Raw genomic sequence first — 22,177 nt, 5'->3', positions numbered from 1 at the left:
CGGAGCCTCCCGCAAGGGATCGGCGACCGGGGCCGAATCGTTTCCGGCGCTCGGTTATGATGGCCCACCTTTTTGGCGCGCCCCCGGGCATGCGCCGACGCCACGGCAACGGAGTTTTCATGACGGTCCACCAAAGCGTTCTCGAACTGATCGGCCAAACCCCTATCGTGCGTGCACAGCGCCTGGATACCGGGCCGTGCGAGTTGTTCCTCAAACTCGAAAGCACCAATCCGGGTGGATCGATCAAGGACCGCATCGGCCTGTCGATGATCGAAGCGGCAGAGAAGGCGGGCAAGATCAAGCCGGGCGCTACGCTGGTGGAAGGCACGGCGGGCAACACGGGCCTGGGCCTAGCGCTGGTCGCGCAGCAGAAGGGTTATCGCCTGATCCTGGTGGTGCCCGACAAGATGAGCCGCGAGAAGATCTTCAACCTCAAGGCCATGGGCGCCGAGGTGGTGCTGACGCGTTCGGACGTGGCGAAGGGGCATCCGGAGTACTACCAGGACATGGCCGAGCGCATCGCGCGCGAAACGCCCGGGGCGTATTTCATCAACCAGTTCGGCAATCCGGACAACCCGGCCGCGCATATCGCAACGACCGGGCCGGAAATCCTCGAACAGATGGACGGTAAGGTCGACGCCATCGTCGTCGGCTGCGGCTCGTCGGGCACCATGACGGGACTGTCGAAGTACTTCGCCGAGCATTCGCCGAATACGGCGATCGTGCTGGCCGACCCGGTCGGTTCGATCCTCGCCCAGTACATCAACGAAGGCGTGCTATCGACCAAGTCGGGCAGCTGGATGGTGGAAGGCATTGGCGAGGACTTCCTGCCGTCGATCAGTGACTTCTCACGCGTGAAGAAGGCCTACGCCATCTCCGACAAGGAAAGCTTCCTGGCCGCGCGCGAGCTGCTCTCCAAGGAGGGCATCCTGGGTGGTTCGTCCACTGGCACGCTGCTCTCGGCGGCCCTGAAGTACTGCCGCGAACAGACGGCGCCCCAGCGCGTGGTCACGCTGGTGTGCGACACCGGCAACAAGTACCTCTCCAAGATGTACAACGACTACTGGATGCTCGACAACGGCTTCATCGAGCGCGAGCAGCACGGCGATCTGCGTGACCTGCTGCTGCGCCCGTTTGCGCAGCGTGACACCGTTGTCATCGGTCCCAACGAGCTGCTGATGACGGCCTACACGCGCATGAAGCTGTACGACGTCTCGCAGTTGCCGGTGATGGACGGCAACAAGCTGATGGGCATCCTGGACGAGTCGGACGTGCTGATGCACGTGCACGCTGACGAGGCCCGTTTCCGCGATCCGGTGTCCACGGCCATGATCAGCAACCTGCAGATGCTCGACGTGCGTTCGCCGATCGAATCGCTGCTGCCAGTGTTCGACCGCGGCCACGTGGCCATCGTCGTGGACGGCGAACAGTTTCTGGGCCTGATTACCCGCATCGACCTGCTGAATTATCTACGCCGTAAGGTGCACTAGTACCCAGCGAACGAAAGGCAGATGCTCCCCGTGAACGAAAGGGGGAGCGGCTTGTCTTAGCCGCTGTGCGCCCGCGTGCGCCTTCGGCAGCTCGCTTCCCCGGTGAAAGTTTGCCGAAACGGGTCGCCGACACAGTGGCGTCCCGCTGGCGCCTACGCGCTCTTCAGGAAAGGACAGAAAGACCATGTGTGGAATTGTTGCCGCTACCGCCCAGCGCGACGTCGCCCCCCTGTTGATCGCCGGCCTGAAGGCGCTCGAATACCGCGGTTATGACTCGGCCGGACTGGCCGTCCTGGCCCAGGGTCAGATCCGTCGCGTGCGTGAAAAGGGCAAGGTGCGCGAGATGGAGGCGTTGTACCTGGCCGATCCGTTCCCGGGTGGGACGGGTATCGCACACACGCGCTGGGCGACACATGGCGTGCCCAACAAGGTCAACGCACACCCGCACGTGGCTGGGAGCATCGCGCTGGTCCACAACGGCATCATCGAAAATTATGCGGAACTGCGCGCCGAGCTCCAGTCGCGGGGTCACGAGTTCACGTCCGAGACGGATACTGAGGTCATGGCGGCGCTGATCAGCGAGCGCCTTGAAGGGCGTTCTCTCCTCGATGCGGTGTCGTCGGTCGTGCACGAACTTGAAGGCGCTTACGCCATCGCCGTCGTCAGCCAGGACGAACCCGGTCGCGTGGTCGGTGCGCGGCGCGGTGCACCTCTGCTGGTGGGCGTCGGAATTGGGGAGAATTTCCTTGGTTCCGATGCGCAGGCGTTGATCCAGGTCACCAACCGCATCATCTATCTCGAAGAGCACGATGTCGTCGAGATCACGCGCGACAGCGTCCGCATATTCGATCGCGCCGGCGCCCCGGTCGAGCGCGCGGTGCATGAGAGCGAGCTCTCGGCCGACGCCGTCGAGCGCGGCGAATACCGCCATTACATGCAGAAGGAAATCTTCGAGCAGCCTCGCGCCGTGGCGGATACGCTCGAAGCGCGCATTGGCCCGCATGGCGTGCTGCCGAACATTTTTGGCGTCGGCGGCGACGACCTGCTGGCGAAAGTGAAGGGCATCCACATCATCGCTTGCGGCACGAGTTATCACGCCGGCCTGGTGGCGAAGTACTGGATCGAGGATTACGCGCGCCTGCCGGTTAACGTCGAAGTGGCGAGCGAGTACCGCTATCGCGAAGCCGTGGTGCCGCAGGACACCTTGTTCGTGGCGATTTCCCAGTCGGGCGAGACCGCCGACACGCTGGCCGCCATGCGCGAATCGCGTCGTCGCGGCTACCTGGGCACGCTGGCGATCTGCAACGTGCCGGAGTCTTCGGTGGTGCGCGAGGCGGACCTCAAGCTGATGACGCGCGCGGGTCCGGAGATCGGCGTTGCATCGACGAAGGCCTTCACCACGCAGCTTGCCGCGCTGGGCCTGCTGACGCTACAGCTGGCACGCCAGCGCGGCCTGGACGACAACCGTTACGCCGATCTCACGGCGCAACTGCAGAACATGCCGTCGATGATTGCCAAAGCGCTCGAGGTGGAGCCCAAGGTCATCGAGCTGTCCGAGCATCTGATCCACCGCCAGCATGCGCTGTTCCTCGGCCGCGGCGCGCAGTATCCCGTGGCCATGGAAGGTGCGCTCAAGCTCAAGGAAATCTCCTACATCCACGCCGAAGCGTATGCCGCCGGTGAGCTCAAGCACGGCCCGCTGGCGCTGGTGGACGAGGACATGCCTGTCATTGCGGTGGCGCCCAATGGTCCGCTGCTGGACAAGCTCAAGTCCAATCTGCAGGAAGTGCGCGCACGTGGCGGCGAACTGCTGGTGTTCGCCGATGGTGCGGCGAGCATGGACGGCAACGAAGCCCGCGGCGTGACGCTGCGCATTGAGGGTGGCGGCGATTTCATCGCGCCGGCGGTGTTCACCATTCCGCTGCAGCTGCTGGCTTATCACGTGGCGGTGCTGCGCGGTACCGACGTGGATCAGCCGCGCAATCTGGCGAAGTCGGTGACGGTGGAGTAACCGGTTTCATGCGGGTCGCCGCTGGCGATCCGTCTTACGCTAGAGCGTCTGGTCACCGTCAACCAGCCAACCTTCATTCGTCAGTACCAGGATGAGCTGGCGCTTGCCCACCGGGTCGCGCCAGCGGACGGCTTCGGGCATGGCGTCGCCAAGGTCCTTGCGCATGGCCCATGCGGGCACGTCGACGGCTTTGGCCGTGAAGGTGACTTGGGAAACGGTCATGCCGTTGGAAACCGCGGGTGTCGTGAACATCACGATCTCCGTCGTTTCCAGGTGCCCGGCGCAGAAGCGGTTGGTGTCGTACTTGCCCTGGCCCTTCAGTGCCACGCGGCCGGCTGCCGTGAGGCTGTAGGTCTTGTTGGGGCGCTCGCCCCAGATGCCCTGAGTCACGCCGTCCTGCACTGCGAGCATGCCGGCTTTTACCAGCGCCTCATATGACGCCACCATCCAGGCGCCGCCATCGGTATCGTCGCCATTGAGCGTAAATGTCGCCGGATAGCTGTCGGCATCGTTGAAATCATGGGTTGTTGGATTGACTTCGAGGCAATGCTTCTGGAAATGCGCATCGATGGCCTGAGTGAAGTGGCGCTTGCTGGGATCCCTGGAGGAGCAGGCGGCGAGCAGCGCGGTGGCGCCGAGGGCAGCGAGGAGGTAAGGGGTCTTCACGGGAGTGTCCTGATACGTCGGTGATGCGGGCATCACTTTGTCGGCAGGCTCGCTCGAATCTTTCGGCCCCTGGCGCCAGAAAAAAAAGAGCCGCGGCAGGCGCGGCTCGTGATCGTGTGTCCCGACGCGTATCAGGAGCGTCCGTAGACGTCTTCCAGGCGCACGATGTCGTCTTCACCCAGATAGCTGCCCGATTGCACCTCGATCATTTCGAGCGGCATCTTGCCCGGGTTGCGCAGGCGGTGGGTGCTGCCTAGCGGGATGTAAGTGCTCTGGTTTTCGCCCAGCAGGAAAACCTTGTCGTCGCAGGTCACTTCCGCCGTGCCCGAGACGACGATCCAGTGTTCTGCGCGATGGTGGTGCTTCTGCAGGCTAAGCGCGGCGCCCGGCTTCACGACGATACGCTTGACCTGGAAACGGTCGCCGGCTTCCAGCGAATCGTAGCTGCCCCACGGGCGGCGGACGATGCGATGGAGCGAGTGCTCGCTGCGGCCCGAAGCCTTCAGTTCCTCGACAACCTGTTTGACGTCCTGGGCCGCGTCGCGATGCGCGACGAGGGTGGCGTCGGGCGTGGTGACGACGATGAGGTTGTCGACCCCCACGGTGGCAAGCAAGTGACGCTTGTGCGAGCGCAGGAGCGAGTTGGTGGTATTTACCGCGATGGTGTCACCGTCGCGCAGATTGCCTTCGGCGTCGCGCACGCCGGCCAGCCAGAGGGCCGACCAGGAGCCGATGTCACTCCAGGCCACGGAAACGGGAATCACGGCCGCACGGCGGGTCTTTTCCATGACGGCATAGTCGATGGAATTGTCCGGCACCCTGGCGAAGGCGTCGGCATCAACGCGCACGAAATCCAGGTCGGTGGCGGCCGATGCATGGGCCACCTTGACTGTTTCCATCATGGCTGGCGCGTGCTGAGCCAGTTCCTCGAGGTAGCGCGAGGCCCTGAACAGGAACATGCCCGAGTTCCAGTCGTAACCGCCATCCTCGAGATAGGCCTGAGCCGTTTTCAGGGCGGGCTTCTCTACGAACTGCGCCACCTGGAATGCGTGCTCGCCGATGCCATCGCCGCGGCGGATGTATCCAAAACCGGTTTCAGGGCGATCCGGTCGAATGCCGAAGGTCACCAGCCAGCCATCGCGCGCGGCGGGCAGCGCCTGTTCAACGGCTTCGCAAAAATGCTCGGTATCACCGATCAGGTGATCGGCCGGAAGCACCAGCAGCAGGGCGTCGGGATCCTTGTCGATGGCGTGCAGTGCGCCCAGGGCGATCGCCGGCGCGGTGTTTCGGGCTACCGGCTCGAGGACGATGGTGGAACCTTCGATGCCCAGTTCCATCAACTGCTCGGCTGCCAGAAAGCGATGGTCTTCGCTGGCGACGACGATCGGTGCCGTTACGTCCGGTAGCACGCGAGTACGTTCCACGGTTTGCTGGAAAAGTGTTCCGTGGCCCATCAGCGAAAGGAATTGCTTGGGCAGGTTTTTGCGCGACACCGGCCAAAGGCGAGTGCCGCTACCGCCGCTGAGAATGAGAGGGATCAACATCGTTCATTTCCTCTGCAAGGCGAGGGTCGCCAGAACCCCGTCCAGGCCTTGCTGCCATGAGGGTAAGAGCATGCCAAAAGTCCGCTCGAATCCGCTCGCGTCAAGCACCGAATAGCGGGGGCGACGCGCGGGGGTCGGGAACTCGTTCGTGCCGATCGCCGTGACGCGCGGACAGCGCGCAAGGATACCGCGCTCGTGAGCCTGCTGGACGATCGCCGAGGCAAAGCCATGCCAGGAAGTTTCGCCACCCGCCACCAGATGGTGGACGCCCTCGAGCCCGCGACGGGTGTCCTGGTCGGCGGCCAGCCAGTGTTCCAGTGCCAGCATCGCGCCATCGGCGATGAGGGTGGTCGTGGTCGGGGCACCGACCTGATCGGCGACCACCCGAAGTTCGTCGCGATCGGCTGCCAGCCTCAGCATGGTGCGGAGAAAGTTATGTCCCCATGGGGCATAGACCCAGGCAGTGCGGAAAATCAGGTGAGCGACGCCACTGTGTTGCAGCGCCCGTTCGCCGGCCCGCTTGCTGCGGCCGTAGGCCCCGAGCGGGGACGTCGGATCATCCGGGAGGTACGGTCGGGTCCCTTCGCCGTCGAACACGTAATCGGTGGAGAAATGGACCACCGGGATGCCTCGGCCGGCAGCCCACTGGCCCAGCACGCCCACGGCTTCGCCATTGACGCGGGTGGCGAGGTCTTCTTCAGTCTCTGCGCGGTCCACCGCCGTGTAGGCGGCGGCATTGATGATGACATCGGGCGAGATTCGGTCGAGCACGGCCGTGAGGGATTCCGGCCGTGACAGGTCGGCCGTCTCGGCGGAGGCCCCGTTGCTGAGCTGTCCGTCCCGGGTGGCCAGGATGACTTCACCAAGCGACGCGAGCCGCGGATGGGCAGCGAGGTTCTGGCCCAGCTGCCCGTTGGCGCCAAGTAGCAGTGCCTTCAAGCCAGGTAGTCCGGCAGTCGTCCGGCAGGCACGTCCTTGAGCAAGGGCGTGCGCGTGTCCTTGTCCGACAGCAGTGGCTGGCCGATGGGCCAGTCAACCCCGATATCGGCGTCGTTCCAGCGAATGCCGGCATCGCACTCGCGGTCATACAGTGCCGTGCACTGATAAGCGAAGGTGGCAAATTCGCTCACGACGCAGAAGCCGTGTGCAAAACCTTCCGGAACCCAGAAGTGGCGCTTGTTCTCCGCTGAGAGCATGACCCCCGCCCACTGGCCGAAGGTCGGTGAGCCGCGTCGGATATCGACCGCGACGTCATAGACTTCACCTTCGAGCACGCTCACCAGCTTGCCCTGCGGATGGGGCCACTGGTAATGCAGTCCGCGCAACACGCCTTTGCTCGAGCGCGACACGTTCGACTGCACGAAGGTGCGGTCGATGCCGATCGCCTTGTAGCGTTCGGCATTGAAGCTCTCGTAAAAAAAGCCACGGCTGTCGCCAAAGACCTGCGGTTCGATGACCACGGCTCCGGCCAGCTGGGTTTCTATCACTTTCATCGAACGTGACCCTGATTGACCAGGCGCTGCAGGTACTGGCCGTAGCCTGTTTTTGCGAGCGGGGCGGCAGCGCGCAAGACCTGTTCGGCGTCGATCCAGCCATTGATGAAGGCGATCTCCTCGGGACAGCACACTTTGAGCCCCTGGCGATTCTCGATGGTTTCGATGTAGTTGCCTGCTTCCATCAGCGATTCATGCGTGCCGGTATCGAGCCAGGCGAAGCCGCGGCCAAGCTGTTCGAGATGCAGCGAATCGTCGTCGAGGTAGCGACGGTTGAGATCGGTGATTTCCAGCTCCCCGCGCGGCGAAGGCTGGAGATCCGCGGCGAAATCGCAGGCGCGCTTGTCGTAGAAGTACAAGCCCGTGACCGCGTAGCTGGATTTCGGATGGCTGGGCTTTTCTTCCAGGCCGATAACCTTGCCGGACGCATCGAATTCGGCGACGCCGTAGCGCTCCGGATCCCTCACCCAGTATCCGAAGACCGTCGCGCCATGATCACGCGCGGAGGCTCGCTTGAGTCGTTCGGTGAGGCCGACGCCGTAGAAAATATTGTCGCCGAGCACCAGGCAGCTTGGGTCGCCGTTGACGAAGTCGCGTCCGATGATGAACGCCTGGGCGAGGCCATCCGGCGAAGGCTGCACGGCGTACTGGATGTCGATGCCCCACTGCGAACCATCGCCAAGCAGGCGCTGAAACAAGGGTTGTTCGTGCGGGGTGTTGATCATCAGCACCTGACGCACGCCCGCCAGCATGAGCGTGGCCAGTGGGTAGTACACCATCGGCTTGTCGTACACGGGCAGGAGCTGTTTGCTCACCGCCTGGGTGATCGGGTACAGCCGCGTGCCCGAACCGCCTGCGAGGATGATGCCTTTCTGGGTCGTCATTGGCCGAGTCGCTCCATACGGTAGCTGCCATCCAGAACGCGCTGGACCCAGGGCTGGTTGTCCAGGAACCAGTCAACGGTCTGCGCGATGCCCGATTCGAAGGTTTGCGACGGCGACCAGCCCAGTTCGCGCTGAAGCTTGCTCGCATCGATCGCGTAGCGGCGATCGTGCCCCGGGCGATCCTTGACGTAGGTGATCAGCGACTCGCGCTTACGACCATCCGCCAGGGGGCGACGCTGGTCGAGCAGGGCGCAGATGGTTTTCACCACGGTGATGTTCTCCCGCTCGGCGTTGCCGCCGACGTTGTAGGTCTCGCCCACGGTACCGGCTTCAAGCACGCGCGCAATGGCGCTGCAGTGATCGCCGACGAACAACCAGTCGCGAATGTTCAGGCCATCGCCATAGACCGGCAAAGGCTCACCGGCGAGTGCCTTCTGGATGACCAGAGGGATCAATTTTTCCGGGAACTGATACGGCCCGTAGTTGTTCGAGCAGTTCGTCGTGAGCGTCGGAAGTCCATAAGTGTGATGGAACGCACGAACCAGGTGGTCGGATGCCGCCTTCGACGCCGAGTACGGCGAGTTGGGGGCGTAAGCGGTCGTTTCGGTGAACTTGCCGTCGGCACCGAGGGAGCCGTAGACCTCATCCGTCGACACATGCAGGAAGCGGAACGCCTCAGCTTGCGCCGGGGCCAGGGCGCGCCAGTAATCGCGGGCGCACTCGAGCAGGCCCAGGGTGCCGACGACGTTGGTTTCCACGAATGCAGCCGGGCCGTCGATCGAGCGGTCGACATGGGACTCCGCCGCGAAGTTGACGATGGCTGCAGGGTGGTGCTCTGCCAACAGCCGTGCTACCAGGGTCCGGTCGCCGATGTCGCCCTGCACGAAGACGTGGTGCGGGTTCTCTTTGACCGAAGTCAGGGTGTCGAGGTTGCCGGCGTACGTGAGCTTGTCGAGATTGACGACCTTCTGCCCACGCGCCAATGCGCCGAGTACGAAGTTGGCGCCGATGAAACCCGCACCTCCGGTTACCAGAATTGTCGCGGGTCCGCGGGAAGTGTCGCTCATGAAATGGGTCCGTATTTCAAGGGGGAGTGCGTCGCGATGGATGGCAGCGCATTTCTTCAATGATGCCTGTTAAGGCCAGAACAAACCAAGCTCGAGTGCGCCGCGCAGGGCGTTACGGTCAGGCTTGGTGCAGATCATGCTGACGGATGGGCGGCGTGAAGATGAAATTCACTTAACGGCCAGCCACGGCCGACGGATGGGCAACCAGCAGGACGCGAACCTTAAGCCATCGGTGACCCATGGCCGGCATGCGAAAGGCGGGCGATGGCGGCATCGAGCACTTTCCCGGCATGGGCGTGGAGCGCGAGGTCGAGGGCATTGGCCGCCATGAAACGGGCGTGCAATTCCTCGCCCAGAAGGCCGGCGAGCCACGCAAGCCTGTCCGGATGGAGCGCCGCTTCGGGCTCCGAAACGTTTTCACGGTCATAAGCCAGTCTCAACCCGGGCAAGGGTGCGCCGTACAGAGCCTGATAGGTATCGACAGATTCCTCGAAACGCTCCACGACGCCCGCTACACCCCATGCATTGAGCAGGGCCGTGGCCTGGCGCAGATCGGCCTCCGTCGCGCGCGCGTCGAGAATGTGGTCGCACCGCCATGAAGCGTCGCTGAGGTGGACGACCTGGTAGTTGCGGATGACGATGCTTCCGGGCTCCTCGCGAAGGGCCCATTCGATGTAGTCGGCAAATCCCTGTTCCGCCGCGGCATCGGCAAACGGCTGGCCGGGGTCCTTCCTTTTGAACAGGTAAACGGAATAGGCGCGCAGCAGGGGGTGGCGAAGAAAAACCACCGGCAGGCAGTCGGGATATGGCAGCGGCGGGCGCGCCAGATGACTCGAAATTGCGAGAAATCCGGGATTGGACGTCATGAACGTTGCCAGCTGGGATGCCGACTGGATGTCATGAGCGTTCGAGCCCTCGAAAGCCGCCCATCGGTCGCCAAAGCTCCGTTTCAGGCTCGAATCAATACTGGTTCCGGCATTTTTGAAGATGTGATAGTGGACTAGTGCGCGTGCTTTCATCATTTCGTAAGCTTAGCGAAGGGTTTTGTCATCGCTACATAACAACGCGCCATTTGAGCGCGGGTTGGCAGTCTTCACGCAAATACAACATTTGTTTGACGCAAGATGACGCCGCGGATGTCCTCTCGAACGCCCACTTCACGTGGGTTGTTGGTGGCGTGCGCGAAAATGAACAAAAGCCATCGTTGAAACGGTAGGGCCTGCCAGGGCAGGTAAGATGCGCGATTGATCCGGGTGGAGCAGGTTTCGCTACGTATGGCTACATCGAAGAAGAAGGTTCAGGGGCAGCGCGAGCTCGGTCTGGGCACGCTCGCCATTCATGCCGGGCAGCAGCCCGACCCATCGACCGGGGCCATCATGACCCCGATTTACGCCACGTCCACGTACGTGCAAGAGAGCCCGGGCGTTCACAAGGGCTACGAATATTCGCGCACGCAAAATCCGACGCGCATGGCCTATGAGCGCTGCGTGGCGGCGCTTGAGGGTGGCGTAGCGGGCTTCGCCTTCGGCTCGGGGCTGGCAGCGGCCGCCACGGTGCTGGATCTGCTCGACAGTGGCAGCCACGTCATCGCCATGGACGATCTCTATGGCGGCACGTATCGCTTGTTCGAGCGCGTGCGTCGCCGCTCAGCCGGCCTGGATTTCAGCTTCGTCGATCTGAACGACCTTGCTGCAGTCAAAGCCGCACTCAAGCCCAATACGCGCATGATCTGGGCCGAAACCCCCACCAATCCGATGCTGAAGCTGGTAGATCTGCGCAAGATCGCCGATTTTGCACGCAAGCACGGATTGATCCTGGTGGTAGACAACACCTTCTGTTCGCCCATGATCCAGCGCCCCTTCGAGAGCGGCGCGGATCTGGTCCTGCATTCGGCAACGAAGTACCTCAACGGCCATTCCGACATGGTCGGCGGCATCGTCGTGGCTCGCGAACAGGCCCTGGCTGAGCAGATGGCTTTCCTGCAGAACTCGGTGGGCGCCGTGGGGGGACCCTTCGATGCTTTCCTGGCCATGCGGGGCCTCAAGACCCTGCACCTGCGCATGAAGGCTCACTGCGAGAGCGCGCTGATCCTTGCCCAGTGGCTGGAGAAGCACCCGGCCATTGATCGGGTGATCTATCCCGGACTCAAGAGCCATCCGCAGCACGCCCTGGCGCGCCGTCAGATGGATGGCTTCGGCGGCATCATCAGCGTCGAGGTGAAGGGCGGTCTGCGCAAGGCCCGCCGTGTCCTCGAGCGCTGCGAACTGTTTGCACTCGCTGAATCGCTCGGCGGGGTCGAAAGCCTCATCGAGCATCCGGCCATCATGACGCACGCTTCGGTCCCGCCGGCCAATCGAAAGCGCCTGGGCATCAGTGACTCGCTCATCCGTCTTTCGGTCGGCGTGGAAGACATCGACGACTTGCGGCATGAACTCGATGCTGCACTGCGCTGAAAGGCTTTCGAAGGTAATGGACCGGCTGGTCGCACTTTCAGGCGCGACTAGCCATGGTCTGCAATACAACTCTCCCCGCACTTCAATCGGAACTGCATGATTTCGAAGTACAGGCTAGCTGATCCCCTGTCGCCCTATCGGGCCCTCCTGCGCCATTTTCACCTGGTGGTGCAGATGGCCAAGCGCGATGTCATTGGCCGCTATCGCGGTTCATTCATCGGCCTGCTGTGGTCGTTCTTCAATCCGCTTTTGATGTTGAGCGTATACACGTTCGTCTTTGGCTACGTCTTCAAATCGCGTTGGGCCGGGCAGGGTGGCGGTCAGTTTGAGTTCGCGGTGATCCTGTTCGCCGGTCTCAATATCAACACGTTTTTCCAGGAGTGCGCCAACCGCGCGCCGACGCTGATCCTGGAGAACCGCAATTTCGTCAAGAAGATCGTGTTCCCGCTGGAAACGTTGTCCTGGACGACCATCGGATCGGCGCTGTTCCATTTGCTGATCTCAACAATCGTCCTGCTGATATTCGCGCTGGTCGTGCGTGGAACGCTGCCGTGGACCGTGGTGCTGTTTCCGATCGTGGTGCTCGTCTTCCTGCCTTTCATGGCGGGGCTGGTATGGTTCCTGTCGTCGCTTGGCGTGTTCCTGCGCGATCTCAAGCACGCCATCACCATCATCACGATCATGCTGATGTTCCTCGCGCCCATTTTCTACTCAAAGGAAATGATCCCGGAGCACTACAGGAAGCTGCTTTATCTCAATCCGCTGACGGCGATCGTCGAATCGACGCGCGACGTCCTGATCTGGGGACGCATGCCCGATTGGGGCATGCTGGGCGCCTATACGCTGGCTGCCGTGCTGTTCGCCTGGCTTTCTTTCGGATGGTTTGAACGCACGCGCAAGGGGTTCGCCGATGTCCTCTGACGAACTCATCATTTCCGTCGATTCGCTGGGCAAGAAGTACGACATTTATGCCCAGCCGGTCGATCGCCTCAAGCAGATGATCCTGCCGCGTCTTGGTCGCGCCGTGGGTCGTCACGACCTGCGATACCACAAGGAATTCTGGGCGCTGCGCAACGTGAGTTTCAGCGTTCGTCGTGGCGAGACCGTGGGCATCATCGGTCGCAACGGTTCCGGCAAGTCCACGTTGCTGCAGATGATCTGCGGCACGTTGCACCCTACCGAAGGCGAGGTAAAGACATTCGGCCGCATCGCCGCGCTGCTGGAGCTGGGTGCGGGTTTCAATCCCGAGTTCACGGGCGAGGAAAACGTCTACCTGAGCGGCTTGCTGTACGGTATCCCGGAAGTCGAGCTGCGCAAGCGTTTCGATTCCATCCTGGCGTTCGCCGATATCGGCGACTTCATCAAGCAGCCGGTGAAGACCTACTCCAGCGGCATGTACGTGCGCCTCGCGTTTTCCATCGCCGCGCATGTGGATGCCGACACGCTGGTGATCGACGAGGCGCTCAGCGTCGGTGATATCCGGTTCACGCAAAAGTGCATGCGATATCTGCGCGAGTTCCAAAAGCGCGGCACGCTGCTTTTCGTCAGTCACGATACAGGTGCCGTCACCAATCTTTGTGATCGTGCCGTCTGGCTGGATCGTGGTGAAATGGTGATGGACGGAATCACTCGCGACGTCGTGGAGTCGTATCTTGCGGCCCAGCACGCCGCGGACCGGGCAAGTATCGGGCAATCCATTTCGGTGGAAAAACCCAGGGCGACCTCGGCTCGTGCAGCCGAGTCGGCGGACGCTGCCCCCGCGCCGCTCGCGATGCCGGCTACGGATGCCCATCCCGATGATGTCATGGACGGGCGCCTGGCGGAGCTGCATGGCCGGGGTGCCCGCAATATCGTCGAATTCTTTGAGTTTGATCCGGATCAGGTGGGTTCGTCGTTCGGGGCGGGCGCGGCGGAAATCGTCGACGTCAAGCTTGCCGGAGCGACGGGCGAGAGTGCCCAGATCGTGCTGGGTGGCGAGCTGGTGGAGCTTTCGATCGACGCCCGGATTCGTGAGCCCATCGAAGGCCCCATTTTCGGGTTCTACGTGAAAGACCGTCTTGGGCAGCGCCTGTTTGGTGACAACACCTTTGTGTCGTATGTGGACAAGCCGCTGATGCCAGGGGCCGGCGCGCGCGTGCGTGCGTCCTTCCACTTTCGCATGCCCATTCTCCCGACGGGTGAGTACTCAATCGACGTGGCGCTTGCCAGCGGAACGCAGATTGACCACACGCACCAGCACTGGATTCACGACGCTCTCTCCTTCCGGGCCAGCGAGAGCACCATGCGATATGGCCTGGTGGGCATCCCGATGCTGTCCATCGATCTGCGTCAGGTGGAGGTTTGACGATGGAGTTCACCGGCGAACGATTCATTCCCACCGAGGCGGGGGAAATCCGCCACGAACACCTGCATCGCTATGCCTGGTGCAGGGAGCTGGCGCGGGGCAAACAGGTCCTTGATATCGCATGCGGCGAAGGCTATGGCAGCGCGATGCTTGCCACCGTTGCCGGTTCGGTCACTGGCGTGGATATCGCCCAAGAGGCCGTCGATCACGCCACGAATGCATACCGGGGTGCCTCCAATCTCTCGTTCCGCCAGGGTGACGCGGCGCGCATCCCGCTGGAAGACAACAGCGTGGATCTCGTGGTGTCGTTCGAGACGATCGAGCACCACGATCGCCATGAGGAAATGATTTCGGAAATTCGGCGCGTCCTTCGCCCCGATGGCGTACTGGTCATCTCATCGCCGAATCGACCGGTCTATTCTGACAAGGCCGGTCACCACAACGAATTTCACGTCAAGGAACTCGATCTCGCCGAACTGGATGCGTTGCTGCGCTCGGTCTTCCCGCGCGTTCGTTATTACGGCCAGCGCCTGGCGGTGGGTTCAGCCGTCGCGCCCATGGCACTCGAAGATACCGAGCAGGCCATGGAGGCCTTTACCGACACGGGTACCGATGTCGTTGAGCGATCGGTCCGCCTGATCGATCCCGTGTACTACGTCGCCATTGCGGCGGGCGAGCAGGTCGATTTGCCCAGGCTCCAGCCTTCGGTGTTTTTTTCCGAGGCCGAAGATCTCTACAACCATCACCACGACATTGCGAAGTGGGCGCAACGCATCGACAAGGAGCTCAGCGAGGTTCGCACCAAGTACGGCAACCTCGTGCAGGAGCACGAGAAGACTGCCAAGTGGGCGCTTGGACTCGATGGTGATCTTCAAAAGCTCCGCGGATTCCATACCGGAGTGCTCAAGCATGAGCAGGAGCTGTCCGGATTGCTGGATGAGGACGAGCGACTGTTGGCCGACCTGCGCGATAAGCACGACAAGATGACGTCTCGCCTGGCCGTGTTGCTGGATGAAGGCAAGCAACAGGGCATCTCCGGCGTGTCATCCGTTGCTGACGATCTGTCGCCGGTGCTGTCGGGTGTCGAGACCATGGTGCGCTCGGCCTTGTCCAGGCTCGGCGAGTTGAACCAGCTCAGTTCGCGACACATGGATGACACACGCGAGCTCGCCGAAAAGCTGGTGCACCTCGAACGTGAATTGTCGGAAGCCCATATTCACGCCAGGAAGATCACCGTTGAGCGCGACCAGTGGGAGCGCCAGGTTCAAACCGGCAAGCATGATCTCGAATCATGGCAGTTGCGTTTCAACTCGCTGAGTGAGGCGCACGAATCCGCCAATCACCTCGTCGCAACCCAGACCAGCGACATTGCCGAGCTCCAGGCGCGCTGCGGCGAATACGAGCGCGAGTTCCGTTCCGCGCTGGCGCAGATCTCCGACCTGAGTGTCAAGCTGCTGGAGCGCGATGAGCGCCTCAATCTTGCGCACAATGAAATACAGGCTACACTCAGGAATGTCGCAGAGCTTGAGCAGGGGCGCAAGGACGTGGAGTTGTGGGCTAAGGAAGTCGAGCGGAAGCTCGATAGGCTCGGTGTCAACCTGCTTGGCGAGACCTATCTGCAGGAGAGTGTCGAAACCAACACCAGCCTGATGGCGCGACATGATTCGCTCATGTCGGAAATTGGTGAGTTTCGCCTCGAGAACCTGATTCTTCGGGAGCGCCTGAATGCCGTGGAAGCACGCGCCGATAGCCAGCGTGCCTCCATCGACAAACTCGAGCTGTACGAAAATCACGCACGCGAACGCATCAATGCATTGATGGAGGAGTCGCGCCACCTGCGCGCCCTCAACGATCAGTTGATCGCGTCGCGCTCGTGGAAAATGACCCGGCCGCTTCGCCTCATGGGACGCGTCTTCCGTGGCGACTGGAGCGGTGCCGTCGATTCGGTCAAGCACATCCCACTGGCTCGTTCGCCGGCGCTTGCACCTGTGCGCAAGCTGGTCAGGAAGCATCTTCTCAAGACCACGGCGCCCGCACCCAGGCTGGACGCGCCGAGCGATGAGTCGCCGCGTGACATCGTTGCCCAGCTTGCATTCCCGGTGTTCACTGATCCAAAGGTCAGTATCATCATCCCGGCCTATGGCAGGCTGGACTTCACCGCTGCCTGCCTGCGCTCGATTTTGCAGCACAAACCCAGCTGTGAATTCGAAGTGCTGGTAGTGGAAGATGTCTCGGGCGACGAAGAGATCCACCTCCTGGCGGATGTTCCCGGCCTTCGTTACGAAGTGAATCCGGAAAACCTTGGCTTCATTCGCTCCTGCAATCGCGCGTCGACGCTAGCGCGCGGCGAGTACATCTATTTTCTCAATAACGATACGCGCGTGACCGAAGGGTGGCTCGACGCCATGCTCGAGGTCTTTGAGCGTTTCGACGATTGCGGCATGGTTGGTTCCAGGCTGGTGTATCCCGACGGTCGCCTGCAGGAAGCGGGCGGGATCATCTGGAATGACGCATCCGGATGGAATTTCGGTCGGCTGGCCGATCCGGAGGAATCGCGTTTCAACTATGTGCACGAAGTGGACTACTGTTCCGGCGCATCACTATTGATCAAGTCGACGCTCTTCGATCGCCTGGGGCGTTTCGATGAGCATTATGTGCCGGCGTACTGCGAGGACTCCGATCTTGCATTCAAGGTGCGCCAAGCGGGGCTGAAGCTCTACTACACGCCATTCTCGACCGTTGTGCACTATGAAGGCATCTCGCACGGAACGGACGAGACCAGTGGCATCAAGGCGTATCAGGTAGAGAACCAAAAAAAGTTCTTTGCGCGCTGGAAGGCGGTGCTCGAGTCCGAGCAGTATCCCAATGCGCAGAACGTCTTTCGCGCACGCGAGCGTTCTCGCCATAAGCCTGTCGTGCTGGTGGTGGATCACTACGTTCCCCAGCCGGACCGCGATGCGGGCTCGCGGACCATGATGCAGTTCATCCGCCAGCTCTGCGCACTTGGTTGCTCGGTCAAGTTTTGGCCCGAGAACCTCTGGCGCGATCCGCACTACACGCCGCGCCTGCAGGAAATGGGCGTCGAGGTGATCTACGGGCACGAATGGGTGGGCGGATTCGAACGCTATCTTCAGGAAGCCAATGGCAACATCGATCGCGTGTTGCTTAGCCGCCCCCATATCTCCGTGCAATTCATCGATGCGATCCGCAAACACGCGCCGAACGCGCGTGTCGTTTACTACGGGCACGATCTCCATTTCGCGCGCGCGCAGCAGCGCTTCGAGCTGTCCGGCAACCAGGAGTACCTCGACGAAGCGAACCGCTTCAAGTCGATGGAGCTGGCGCTGTGGCAGAAGAGTGACATGGTGCTATATCCGTCGCCGGATGAAATCACCGAGGTTGGCAAGCTCGCTCCCGCAGTCAAGGCACGCGCGATCCAGGCCTATTGCTACGAGGCGTTTGGTAGCGGAAACCGCCCGCCTGAGCAGCGCTCGGACATTCTCTTCGTGGCTGGATTCGGACATCCGCCGAATGAAGATGCGGCCGTTTGGTTGGCTGAGTCGATCTTCCCAAAGGTGCAGGCGCGGGTGCCTGATGCCCGGCTTTACCTGGTCGGCTCCAACCCTACGCCACGCGTGGAAGCACTGGCGCACGGCAGGGTGGTCGTAACGGGCTTTGTTGAAGACGATGTCCTGCGCGACTTCTATAGCAAGAGCCGCGTAGCGGTGGTGCCGCTTCGCTTCGGCGCAGGCATCAAGTCCAAGGTGGTGGAGGCGTTGCAGCAGGGGGTTCCCCTGGTCACGACGTCAGTCGGCGCCCAGGGTTTGCCAGGCGTGGAGCGCGTGGCGCGAGTCGTCGACGATGAAGATGCCATGGCCGATGCGCTGGTTGAGCTGCTGACCAGTGGCGATGCCTGGCGCCTGATGTCGGCCGGCGGCAGTCGCTACGCCGAAGCTCACTTCTCGTCGGGCAGCATGCGAAAGGCGCTCGCGGAGGTGTTTCGCCTGGAGACGGCGGCATGATCGTTCGATCGCGAGCGCCGTTGCGACTAGGCCTGGCCGGCGGTGGCACCGATGTGTCGCCTTATTGCGATGTCTTCGGTGGTCATGTGATGAACGTGACCATCGACAAGCATGCATTTGCCATCATTTCGGATTCACCGGACGGCAAGTGTGAGTTCGCGGCCATGGACGTGGGTGTCAGCGAGTCCTATGCCTGTCATCAGGAGTTCGCTTCGAACGGTCCGCTGCAGCTGCTAAAGGGCGTCTATTCGCGCATCTGCAAGGAGTTTCTGGGCGGTGAGCACCGGCCATTGCGCGTCCAGACGTTTTCTGACGCGCCTCCTGGCTCCGGTCTCGGTTCGTCGTCCACGATGGTAGTCGCGCTTGTTCAGGCCTTCGCCGAGTACTTCATGCTCCCTCTGGGCGAGTACGAGGTCGCGCATCTTGCCTACAACATCGAGCGCAAGGATCTTCAGCTCGCAGGCGGCAAGCAGGATCAGTACGCCGCGACGTTCGGTGGCTTCAACTTCATGGAGTTCTACAAGGACGATCGCGTCATTGTGAACCCATTGCGTGTGAAAGACTGGGTCTGGTCCGAGCTGGAAGCATCACTGGTGCTTTACTTCACCGGCGTGTCGCGCGCATCGTCCGACATTATCGACCAGCAGTCGCGTAACGTCGTTCAGGGCAATCAGGCGTCCATCGACGCCATGCACAGCCTCAAGCAGGAGGCCGTGCAAATGAAGGAATGCGTTCTTCGGGGAGACATTCAGGGGCTTGCCCGCACTTTGCAGGCTGGCTGGGAAGCAAAGAAGAACATGGCCACGTCGATCAGCAACCCGTTGATCGAAGAGGTCGAGCGCGTGGCCTTTGCCAATGGTGCATACGCGGCCAAGGTCTCGGGCGCTGGCGGTGGCGGATTCATGATGTTCATGTGCAGCCCCGACAAGCGCGTCGGGTTGACCAGAGCACTCGCCGAACAGGGCGGTCGACTGCTTGATTTTCATTTCACGCAGCAAGGAGCGACCTCGTGGCGAATCATGTGACGTCCATGCTTGAGTCGGAATTCAGCAAGTCCATCGCATTGCTCACGACGATGCGTAACGACACGGGCCTGCACGACCAGGTGCAGCAGGCGCTCGAAATTTCGGTTTCCGCGCTCAAGAGCGGTAAGAAAATACTCTTCGCCGGCAATGGTGGCAGCGCGGCTGACGCGCAGCACTGGGCAGGAGAGCTGGTCAGTCGGTTTTACTTCGATCGGCCGGGTTTGCCGGGCATCGCGTTGACGACGGATACCAGCATCATTACCGCGGTTGGCAACGACTACGGCTACGACTACGTATTCGCGCGCCAGATCGAAGCGCTCGGCGCGGAGGGTGATGTCTTCTACGCCATCTCGACCTCCGGTAACTCAAAGAACATCATTCGTGCCATTGACGCTGCTCGCGCAAAGGGTATCAAGGTCATTGGATTCACCGGCCAGTCAGGTGGTGCGATGGCATCGGCATGCGACATCTGTTTTCGCATTCCTTCCACGGAGACACCCCGTATCCAGGAAGGCCATGAGGCACTTGGCCACCTGCTTTGCGCGTTGATCGAACAGGAAATGTTTGGCGATGCTCGCCACTGACGAGGCCATCATCCTCGCCGGTGGTTTCGGCACACGCCTGCAAAGCGTAGTCAGGGATGTTCCCAAGCCGTTGGCACCCGTTGCCGGACGGCCGTTTCTGGCCTGGCTGCTGGATCAACTCGCCGGCCAGGGGGTCAGGCGGGCCGTGCTTGCGACGGGTTACCTGGCGGACGTCGTGGAATCGACGCTTGGAAGCGACTGGCATGGCATGAAACTTGTCTACTCCCGTGAAGAGCAGCCCTTAGGCACCGGGGGAGCCATCGCCAAGGCGGCGTCGGCGGTTTCAGGCAAGCGGGCGTTCGTGCTTAATGGCGACACGCATCTGGCGCTTGACTATGCCCGTTTAGGCCAACTTGCGATCGGCGGGGCTTCGCCCATCACCATGGCGCTGGCGTCGGTCGACGACGTGGGTCGGTATGGTGCCGTGATGTTGTCCGGTGATCGCGTGACCGGGTTTTCCGAAAAGGGAGGCCACGGGCCGGGCATGATCAATGCCGGCGTGTACGATATCGACCTGGCGTCTCTATCGGCGGAATTTCCCCATGGCCCATTCTCGTTCGAGCAGGATGTTCTGGTGCCTGCAGCCGCCAAGGGGCGGGTCCGCGCATTTACGCAAACGTCCCGGTTCATCGACATAGGCATTCCGGAAGACTTTGAGCGCGCGCAAAGCATGTTCTCTCAGTCACTGCAGAACGGGGCATGACACCCCATCCTGGCCGGTTCTGGTCGTCTCCGCCCCCGCCCGCCAGCGGCGCCGCGAGGAAAGTTCTGTTTCTGGATCGCGATGGCGTGGTCAATATCAATCACGGCTATGTTCATCGGCCCGATCAAACGGATTGGGTGGCAGGTGTGTTTGATGCCGCGCGCGCGGCGAAGCGCGCCGGTTACGGACTGGTGATCGTTACGAACCAGGCGGGCATAGCGCGCGGCTATTACAGCGAGGACCAGTTTCTCCAGTTCACTCGCTGGATACACGAGCAGTTTGCAATCCATGGCGCCGACCTTCTTGCGACCTATTACTGCCCACATCATCCGGAAGGGATCGTCCCTGGACTGAATGTGAGTTGCGAATGCCGCAAGCCTGGCCCGGGAATGATTCTCGCGGCAGGAAAGGACCTGGAGATCGACTTGGGTCAGTCGCTTCTCGTGGGCGATCAAACAAGTGACCTGCAGGCTGCGGCATCGGCTGGCATTGAACGTTCCTGGCTTATTGACGACCGGTCGCCAGAGCCATTCCGGGAATTCGTGGAAGGCCTCTGAGGCCCGTCCGCCAGCTGTGAGAAAATCGTGAACTGCGGCGAAGTGGTTCAGTCATGATTATTTGACTATGATCGGCGGGTTGCGAAACCAGCTCGGGTCACTTATGAATTTCATGAGTTCGCTGCTATATCGCGTCAAGCGCGCCATGCGCGTCGACCATGCACTGGCACTGCCAGACGCAGATACCTCCGATGATTATCGTCGCAAGCTTCAGCGCGAGACGGATATCTACAAGGATGTCGTCAACATCAATGTCCTGCCGGACATTTTCCACTATTGGTCGCATCGTTATCTGAAACCCATGCTCGACGAGTATGAGATAACGAGTTTCGAGCAGTTTTTTGCGCGTTCCCTGCTGGAAAGTGCGGAACGCGTCAGTGCCGATAATCCGGTATTCATCAGCGTCGGTGTGGGTAATTGCGAAACGGAAGTCGCCGTCGCCAGACTCATGGTTCAGGCTGGTCTGAAAGACTTCACCATCGAGTGCCTGGACATCAATCCGCATATGTTGGCTCGGGGCAAGGCGCTTGCCGAAAAGGAAGGTGTCGCAGAACACCTGGCATTCGTGGAGGGTGATTTCAATCGGTGGGCTCCCCAAAAGACCTATGCGGGTGCCATGGCCAACCAGTCGCTGCATCATGTCCTCAACCTCGAAGGACTGTTTGACGGACTCCGCAAGGCTTTGCCAGCGGACGGTTACCTGGTGATGCACGACATGATTGGCCGCAACGGTCACATGCGCTGGCCTGAAGCCTATGAGTCCGTGTCAGCATTCTGGAGCGAGTTGCCCCTTGCTTACCGCTATAACCGGCTGCTCAAGCGCCAGGAAAAGGTTTATGTAAATTGGGATTGCTCGAACGAGGGGTTTGAGGGGATTCGCGCGCAGGACATTGTTCCTTTGTTGCTGGAACGATTCCATCCGCGACTGTTCATCGGATTCGCCAATGTCATCGACCCGTTCATCGATCGCGCATTTGGTCATAATTTTGATGCGAACGCCGAATGGGATCGAAGCTTCATCGATCGAATCCATCAATTCGACGAGGAGGCGTTCCAAAGCGGACGTCTTTCTCCCACCCATATGGTTGCCATTATGAGCGGGGCGTCCTGCAGCAACCCCCGTTTTTCGCGAGGCATTGGACCGGCAACCTGCATCAGATCGGCTTGAGTCAGCCTCGGGGCGTGCTGGCTACCTTTGTTCGCGTCGGGATGTCGGCAGGCTGATCTGCCTGCTGCAAGCGAAGCCGCGGGTCATCGGGTCCCATGGCCCGTAACCCTGGAGCAGGGTGATTTGTTATGCTGCTGATACGGCTGCGCGATGTGCGATGTGGACG

Annotated in this window: 18 protein-coding genes; 11 read left to right on the top strand and 7 right to left on the bottom strand. The window is 61.4% G+C overall.

The genetic code is table 11. The annotated features are described in order from the left end of the window. Positions 1–119 precede the first annotated feature (119 nt). Entirely contained in the window at positions 120–1,490 is a 1,371-nt protein-coding gene (locus tag EYV96_RS09495; protein ID WP_131151176.1) for a pyridoxal-phosphate dependent enzyme, read from the top strand. 184 nt (positions 1,491–1,674) lie between these two features. After that, the gene (gene glmS, locus EYV96_RS09490; protein WP_131151175.1) at positions 1,675–3,501 is read left to right on the top strand and encodes a glutamine--fructose-6-phosphate transaminase (isomerizing); all 1,827 of its coding nucleotides are present in this window, start codon (positions 1,675–1,677) and stop codon (positions 3,499–3,501) included. A gap of 39 nt (positions 3,502–3,540) precedes the next feature. Here the strand turns inward: glmS and EYV96_RS09485 are convergent, their stop codons facing one another. From EYV96_RS09485 to EYV96_RS09455, 7 genes are all read right to left on the bottom strand, one after another. After that, positions 3,541–4,167 (bottom strand): hypothetical protein, encoded by a 627-nt coding sequence (locus EYV96_RS09485; RefSeq protein WP_131151174.1) that lies wholly within the window; start codon positions 4,165–4,167, stop codon positions 3,541–3,543. Between the two features lie 131 nt (positions 4,168–4,298). After that, entirely contained in the window at positions 4,299–5,711 is a 1,413-nt protein-coding gene (locus EYV96_RS09480) for a mannose-1-phosphate guanylyltransferase/mannose-6-phosphate isomerase (RefSeq protein WP_131151173.1), read from the bottom strand. A 3-nt stretch (positions 5,712–5,714) separates the two neighbouring features. Next, complete coding sequence (gene rfbD / locus EYV96_RS09475; protein WP_131151172.1) at positions 5,715–6,650, bottom strand: dTDP-4-dehydrorhamnose reductase; 936 nt, start codon at positions 6,648–6,650, stop codon at positions 5,715–5,717. After that, positions 6,647–7,204 (bottom strand): dTDP-4-dehydrorhamnose 3,5-epimerase, encoded by a 558-nt coding sequence (gene rfbC / locus EYV96_RS09470; protein WP_131151171.1) that lies wholly within the window; start codon positions 7,202–7,204, stop codon positions 6,647–6,649. Before rfbC ends, rfbD begins: the two co-directional genes overlap by 4 nt. Further along, positions 7,201–8,088 carry a glucose-1-phosphate thymidylyltransferase RfbA gene (rfbA, locus tag EYV96_RS09465; protein ID WP_131151170.1) on the bottom strand — a complete coding sequence of 296 codons (888 nt, stop codon included), beginning with the start codon at positions 8,086–8,088 and terminating at the stop codon, positions 7,201–7,203. Before rfbA ends, rfbC begins: the two co-directional genes overlap by 4 nt. Beyond that, positions 8,085–9,155: a dTDP-glucose 4,6-dehydratase gene (gene rfbB / locus EYV96_RS09460; protein ID WP_131151169.1), complete on the bottom strand. Its 1,071-nt coding sequence runs from the start codon at positions 9,153–9,155 to the stop codon at positions 8,085–8,087. The genes rfbA and rfbB overlap by 4 nt, the downstream gene beginning before the upstream one ends. A gap of 221 nt (positions 9,156–9,376) precedes the next feature. Continuing rightward, positions 9,377–10,174, bottom strand: coding sequence for a sulfotransferase family protein (locus EYV96_RS09455; protein WP_131151168.1), 798 nt, complete (start codon positions 10,172–10,174; stop codon positions 9,377–9,379). 255 nt (positions 10,175–10,429) lie between these two features. On the opposite strand from EYV96_RS09455, the gene EYV96_RS09450 reads away from it, so the two are divergent. The 9 genes from EYV96_RS09450 (at position 10,430) to EYV96_RS09410 (ending at position 22,011) form a co-directional block, all read left to right on the top strand. Continuing rightward, positions 10,430–11,608, top strand: a complete 1,179-nt coding sequence (locus EYV96_RS09450; protein WP_131151167.1) for a trans-sulfuration enzyme family protein — start codon at positions 10,430–10,432, stop codon at positions 11,606–11,608. A gap of 96 nt (positions 11,609–11,704) precedes the next feature. Further along, the gene (locus tag EYV96_RS09445; RefSeq protein ID WP_240732389.1) at positions 11,705–12,529 is read left to right on the top strand and encodes an ABC transporter permease; all 825 of its coding nucleotides are present in this window, start codon (positions 11,705–11,707) and stop codon (positions 12,527–12,529) included. Continuing rightward, positions 12,519–13,952, top strand: coding sequence for an ABC transporter ATP-binding protein (locus EYV96_RS09440; protein ID WP_131151166.1), 1,434 nt, complete (start codon positions 12,519–12,521; stop codon positions 13,950–13,952). The genes EYV96_RS09445 and EYV96_RS09440 overlap by 11 nt, the downstream gene beginning before the upstream one ends. 2 nt (positions 13,953–13,954) lie before the next feature. Next, the gene (locus EYV96_RS09435; protein WP_131151165.1) at positions 13,955–17,974 is read left to right on the top strand and encodes a glycosyltransferase; all 4,020 of its coding nucleotides are present in this window, start codon (positions 13,955–13,957) and stop codon (positions 17,972–17,974) included. After that, entirely contained in the window at positions 17,971–18,999 is a 1,029-nt protein-coding gene (locus EYV96_RS09430; RefSeq protein ID WP_131151164.1) for a GHMP family kinase ATP-binding protein, read from the top strand. Before EYV96_RS09435 ends, EYV96_RS09430 begins: the two co-directional genes overlap by 4 nt. A 5-nt stretch (positions 19,000–19,004) precedes the next feature. Then, positions 19,005–19,583: a D-sedoheptulose-7-phosphate isomerase gene (locus EYV96_RS09425; RefSeq protein ID WP_131151567.1), complete on the top strand. Its 579-nt coding sequence runs from the start codon at positions 19,005–19,007 to the stop codon at positions 19,581–19,583. Further along, on the top strand, positions 19,570–20,286 hold the full coding sequence (locus EYV96_RS09420) for a nucleotidyltransferase family protein (protein ID WP_131151163.1): 717 nt from the start codon (positions 19,570–19,572) through the stop codon (positions 20,284–20,286). The genes EYV96_RS09425 and EYV96_RS09420 overlap by 14 nt, the downstream gene beginning before the upstream one ends. Then, positions 20,283–20,843 (top strand): D-glycero-beta-D-manno-heptose 1,7-bisphosphate 7-phosphatase, encoded by a 561-nt coding sequence (gmhB, locus tag EYV96_RS09415; RefSeq protein WP_131151162.1) that lies wholly within the window; start codon positions 20,283–20,285, stop codon positions 20,841–20,843. The genes EYV96_RS09420 and gmhB overlap by 4 nt, the downstream gene beginning before the upstream one ends. A 112-nt stretch (positions 20,844–20,955) precedes the next feature. Further along, positions 20,956–22,011 (top strand): class I SAM-dependent methyltransferase, encoded by a 1,056-nt coding sequence (locus tag EYV96_RS09410; RefSeq protein ID WP_165488638.1) that lies wholly within the window; start codon positions 20,956–20,958, stop codon positions 22,009–22,011. Positions 22,012–22,177 lie beyond the last annotated feature (166 nt).

The sequence above is a fragment of the Dyella terrae genome (genome assembly GCF_004322705.1).
In the GTDB taxonomy this organism is placed as follows: Bacteria; Pseudomonadota; Gammaproteobacteria; order Xanthomonadales; family Rhodanobacteraceae; genus Dyella_D; species Dyella_D terrae.
Note: the sequence above shows the minus strand (reverse complement) of the source record. Positions and strands in the feature narration are given on the sequence as shown.

Bases quoted from the DNA above. Each gene is read 5' to 3' on its own strand.
- rfbC (WP_131151171.1), bottom strand. From the start codon at position 7,204: ATGAAAGTGATAGAAACCCAGCTGGCCGGAGCCGTGGTCATCGAACCG.
- EYV96_RS09420 (WP_131151163.1), top strand. From the start codon at position 19,570: ATGCTCGCCACTGACGAGGCCATCATCCTCGCCGGTGGTTTCGGCACA.
- EYV96_RS09410 (WP_165488638.1), top strand. From the start codon at position 20,956: ATGAGTTCGCTGCTATATCGCGTCAAGCGCGCCATGCGCGTCGACCAT.
- EYV96_RS09440 (WP_131151166.1), top strand. From the start codon at position 12,519: ATGTCCTCTGACGAACTCATCATTTCCGTCGATTCGCTGGGCAAGAAG.
- EYV96_RS09425 (WP_131151567.1), top strand. From the start codon at position 19,005: ATGCTTGAGTCGGAATTCAGCAAGTCCATCGCATTGCTCACGACGATG.
- EYV96_RS09435 (WP_131151165.1), top strand. From the start codon at position 13,955: ATGGAGTTCACCGGCGAACGATTCATTCCCACCGAGGCGGGGGAAATC.
- EYV96_RS09450 (WP_131151167.1), top strand. From the start codon at position 10,430: ATGGCTACATCGAAGAAGAAGGTTCAGGGGCAGCGCGAGCTCGGTCTG.
- glmS (WP_131151175.1), top strand. From the start codon at position 1,675: ATGTGTGGAATTGTTGCCGCTACCGCCCAGCGCGACGTCGCCCCCCTG.
- gmhB (WP_131151162.1), top strand. From the start codon at position 20,283: ATGACACCCCATCCTGGCCGGTTCTGGTCGTCTCCGCCCCCGCCCGCC.
- EYV96_RS09445 (WP_240732389.1), top strand. From the start codon at position 11,705: ATGATTTCGAAGTACAGGCTAGCTGATCCCCTGTCGCCCTATCGGGCC.
- rfbB (WP_131151169.1), bottom strand. From the start codon at position 9,155: ATGAGCGACACTTCCCGCGGACCCGCGACAATTCTGGTAACCGGAGGT.
- EYV96_RS09455 (WP_131151168.1), bottom strand. From the start codon at position 10,174: ATGAAAGCACGCGCACTAGTCCACTATCACATCTTCAAAAATGCCGGA.
- EYV96_RS09480 (WP_131151173.1), bottom strand. From the start codon at position 5,711: ATGTTGATCCCTCTCATTCTCAGCGGCGGTAGCGGCACTCGCCTTTGG.
- EYV96_RS09430 (WP_131151164.1), top strand. From the start codon at position 17,971: ATGATCGTTCGATCGCGAGCGCCGTTGCGACTAGGCCTGGCCGGCGGT.
- EYV96_RS09495 (WP_131151176.1), top strand. From the start codon at position 120: ATGACGGTCCACCAAAGCGTTCTCGAACTGATCGGCCAAACCCCTATC.
- rfbA (WP_131151170.1), bottom strand. From the start codon at position 8,088: ATGACGACCCAGAAAGGCATCATCCTCGCAGGCGGTTCGGGCACGCGG.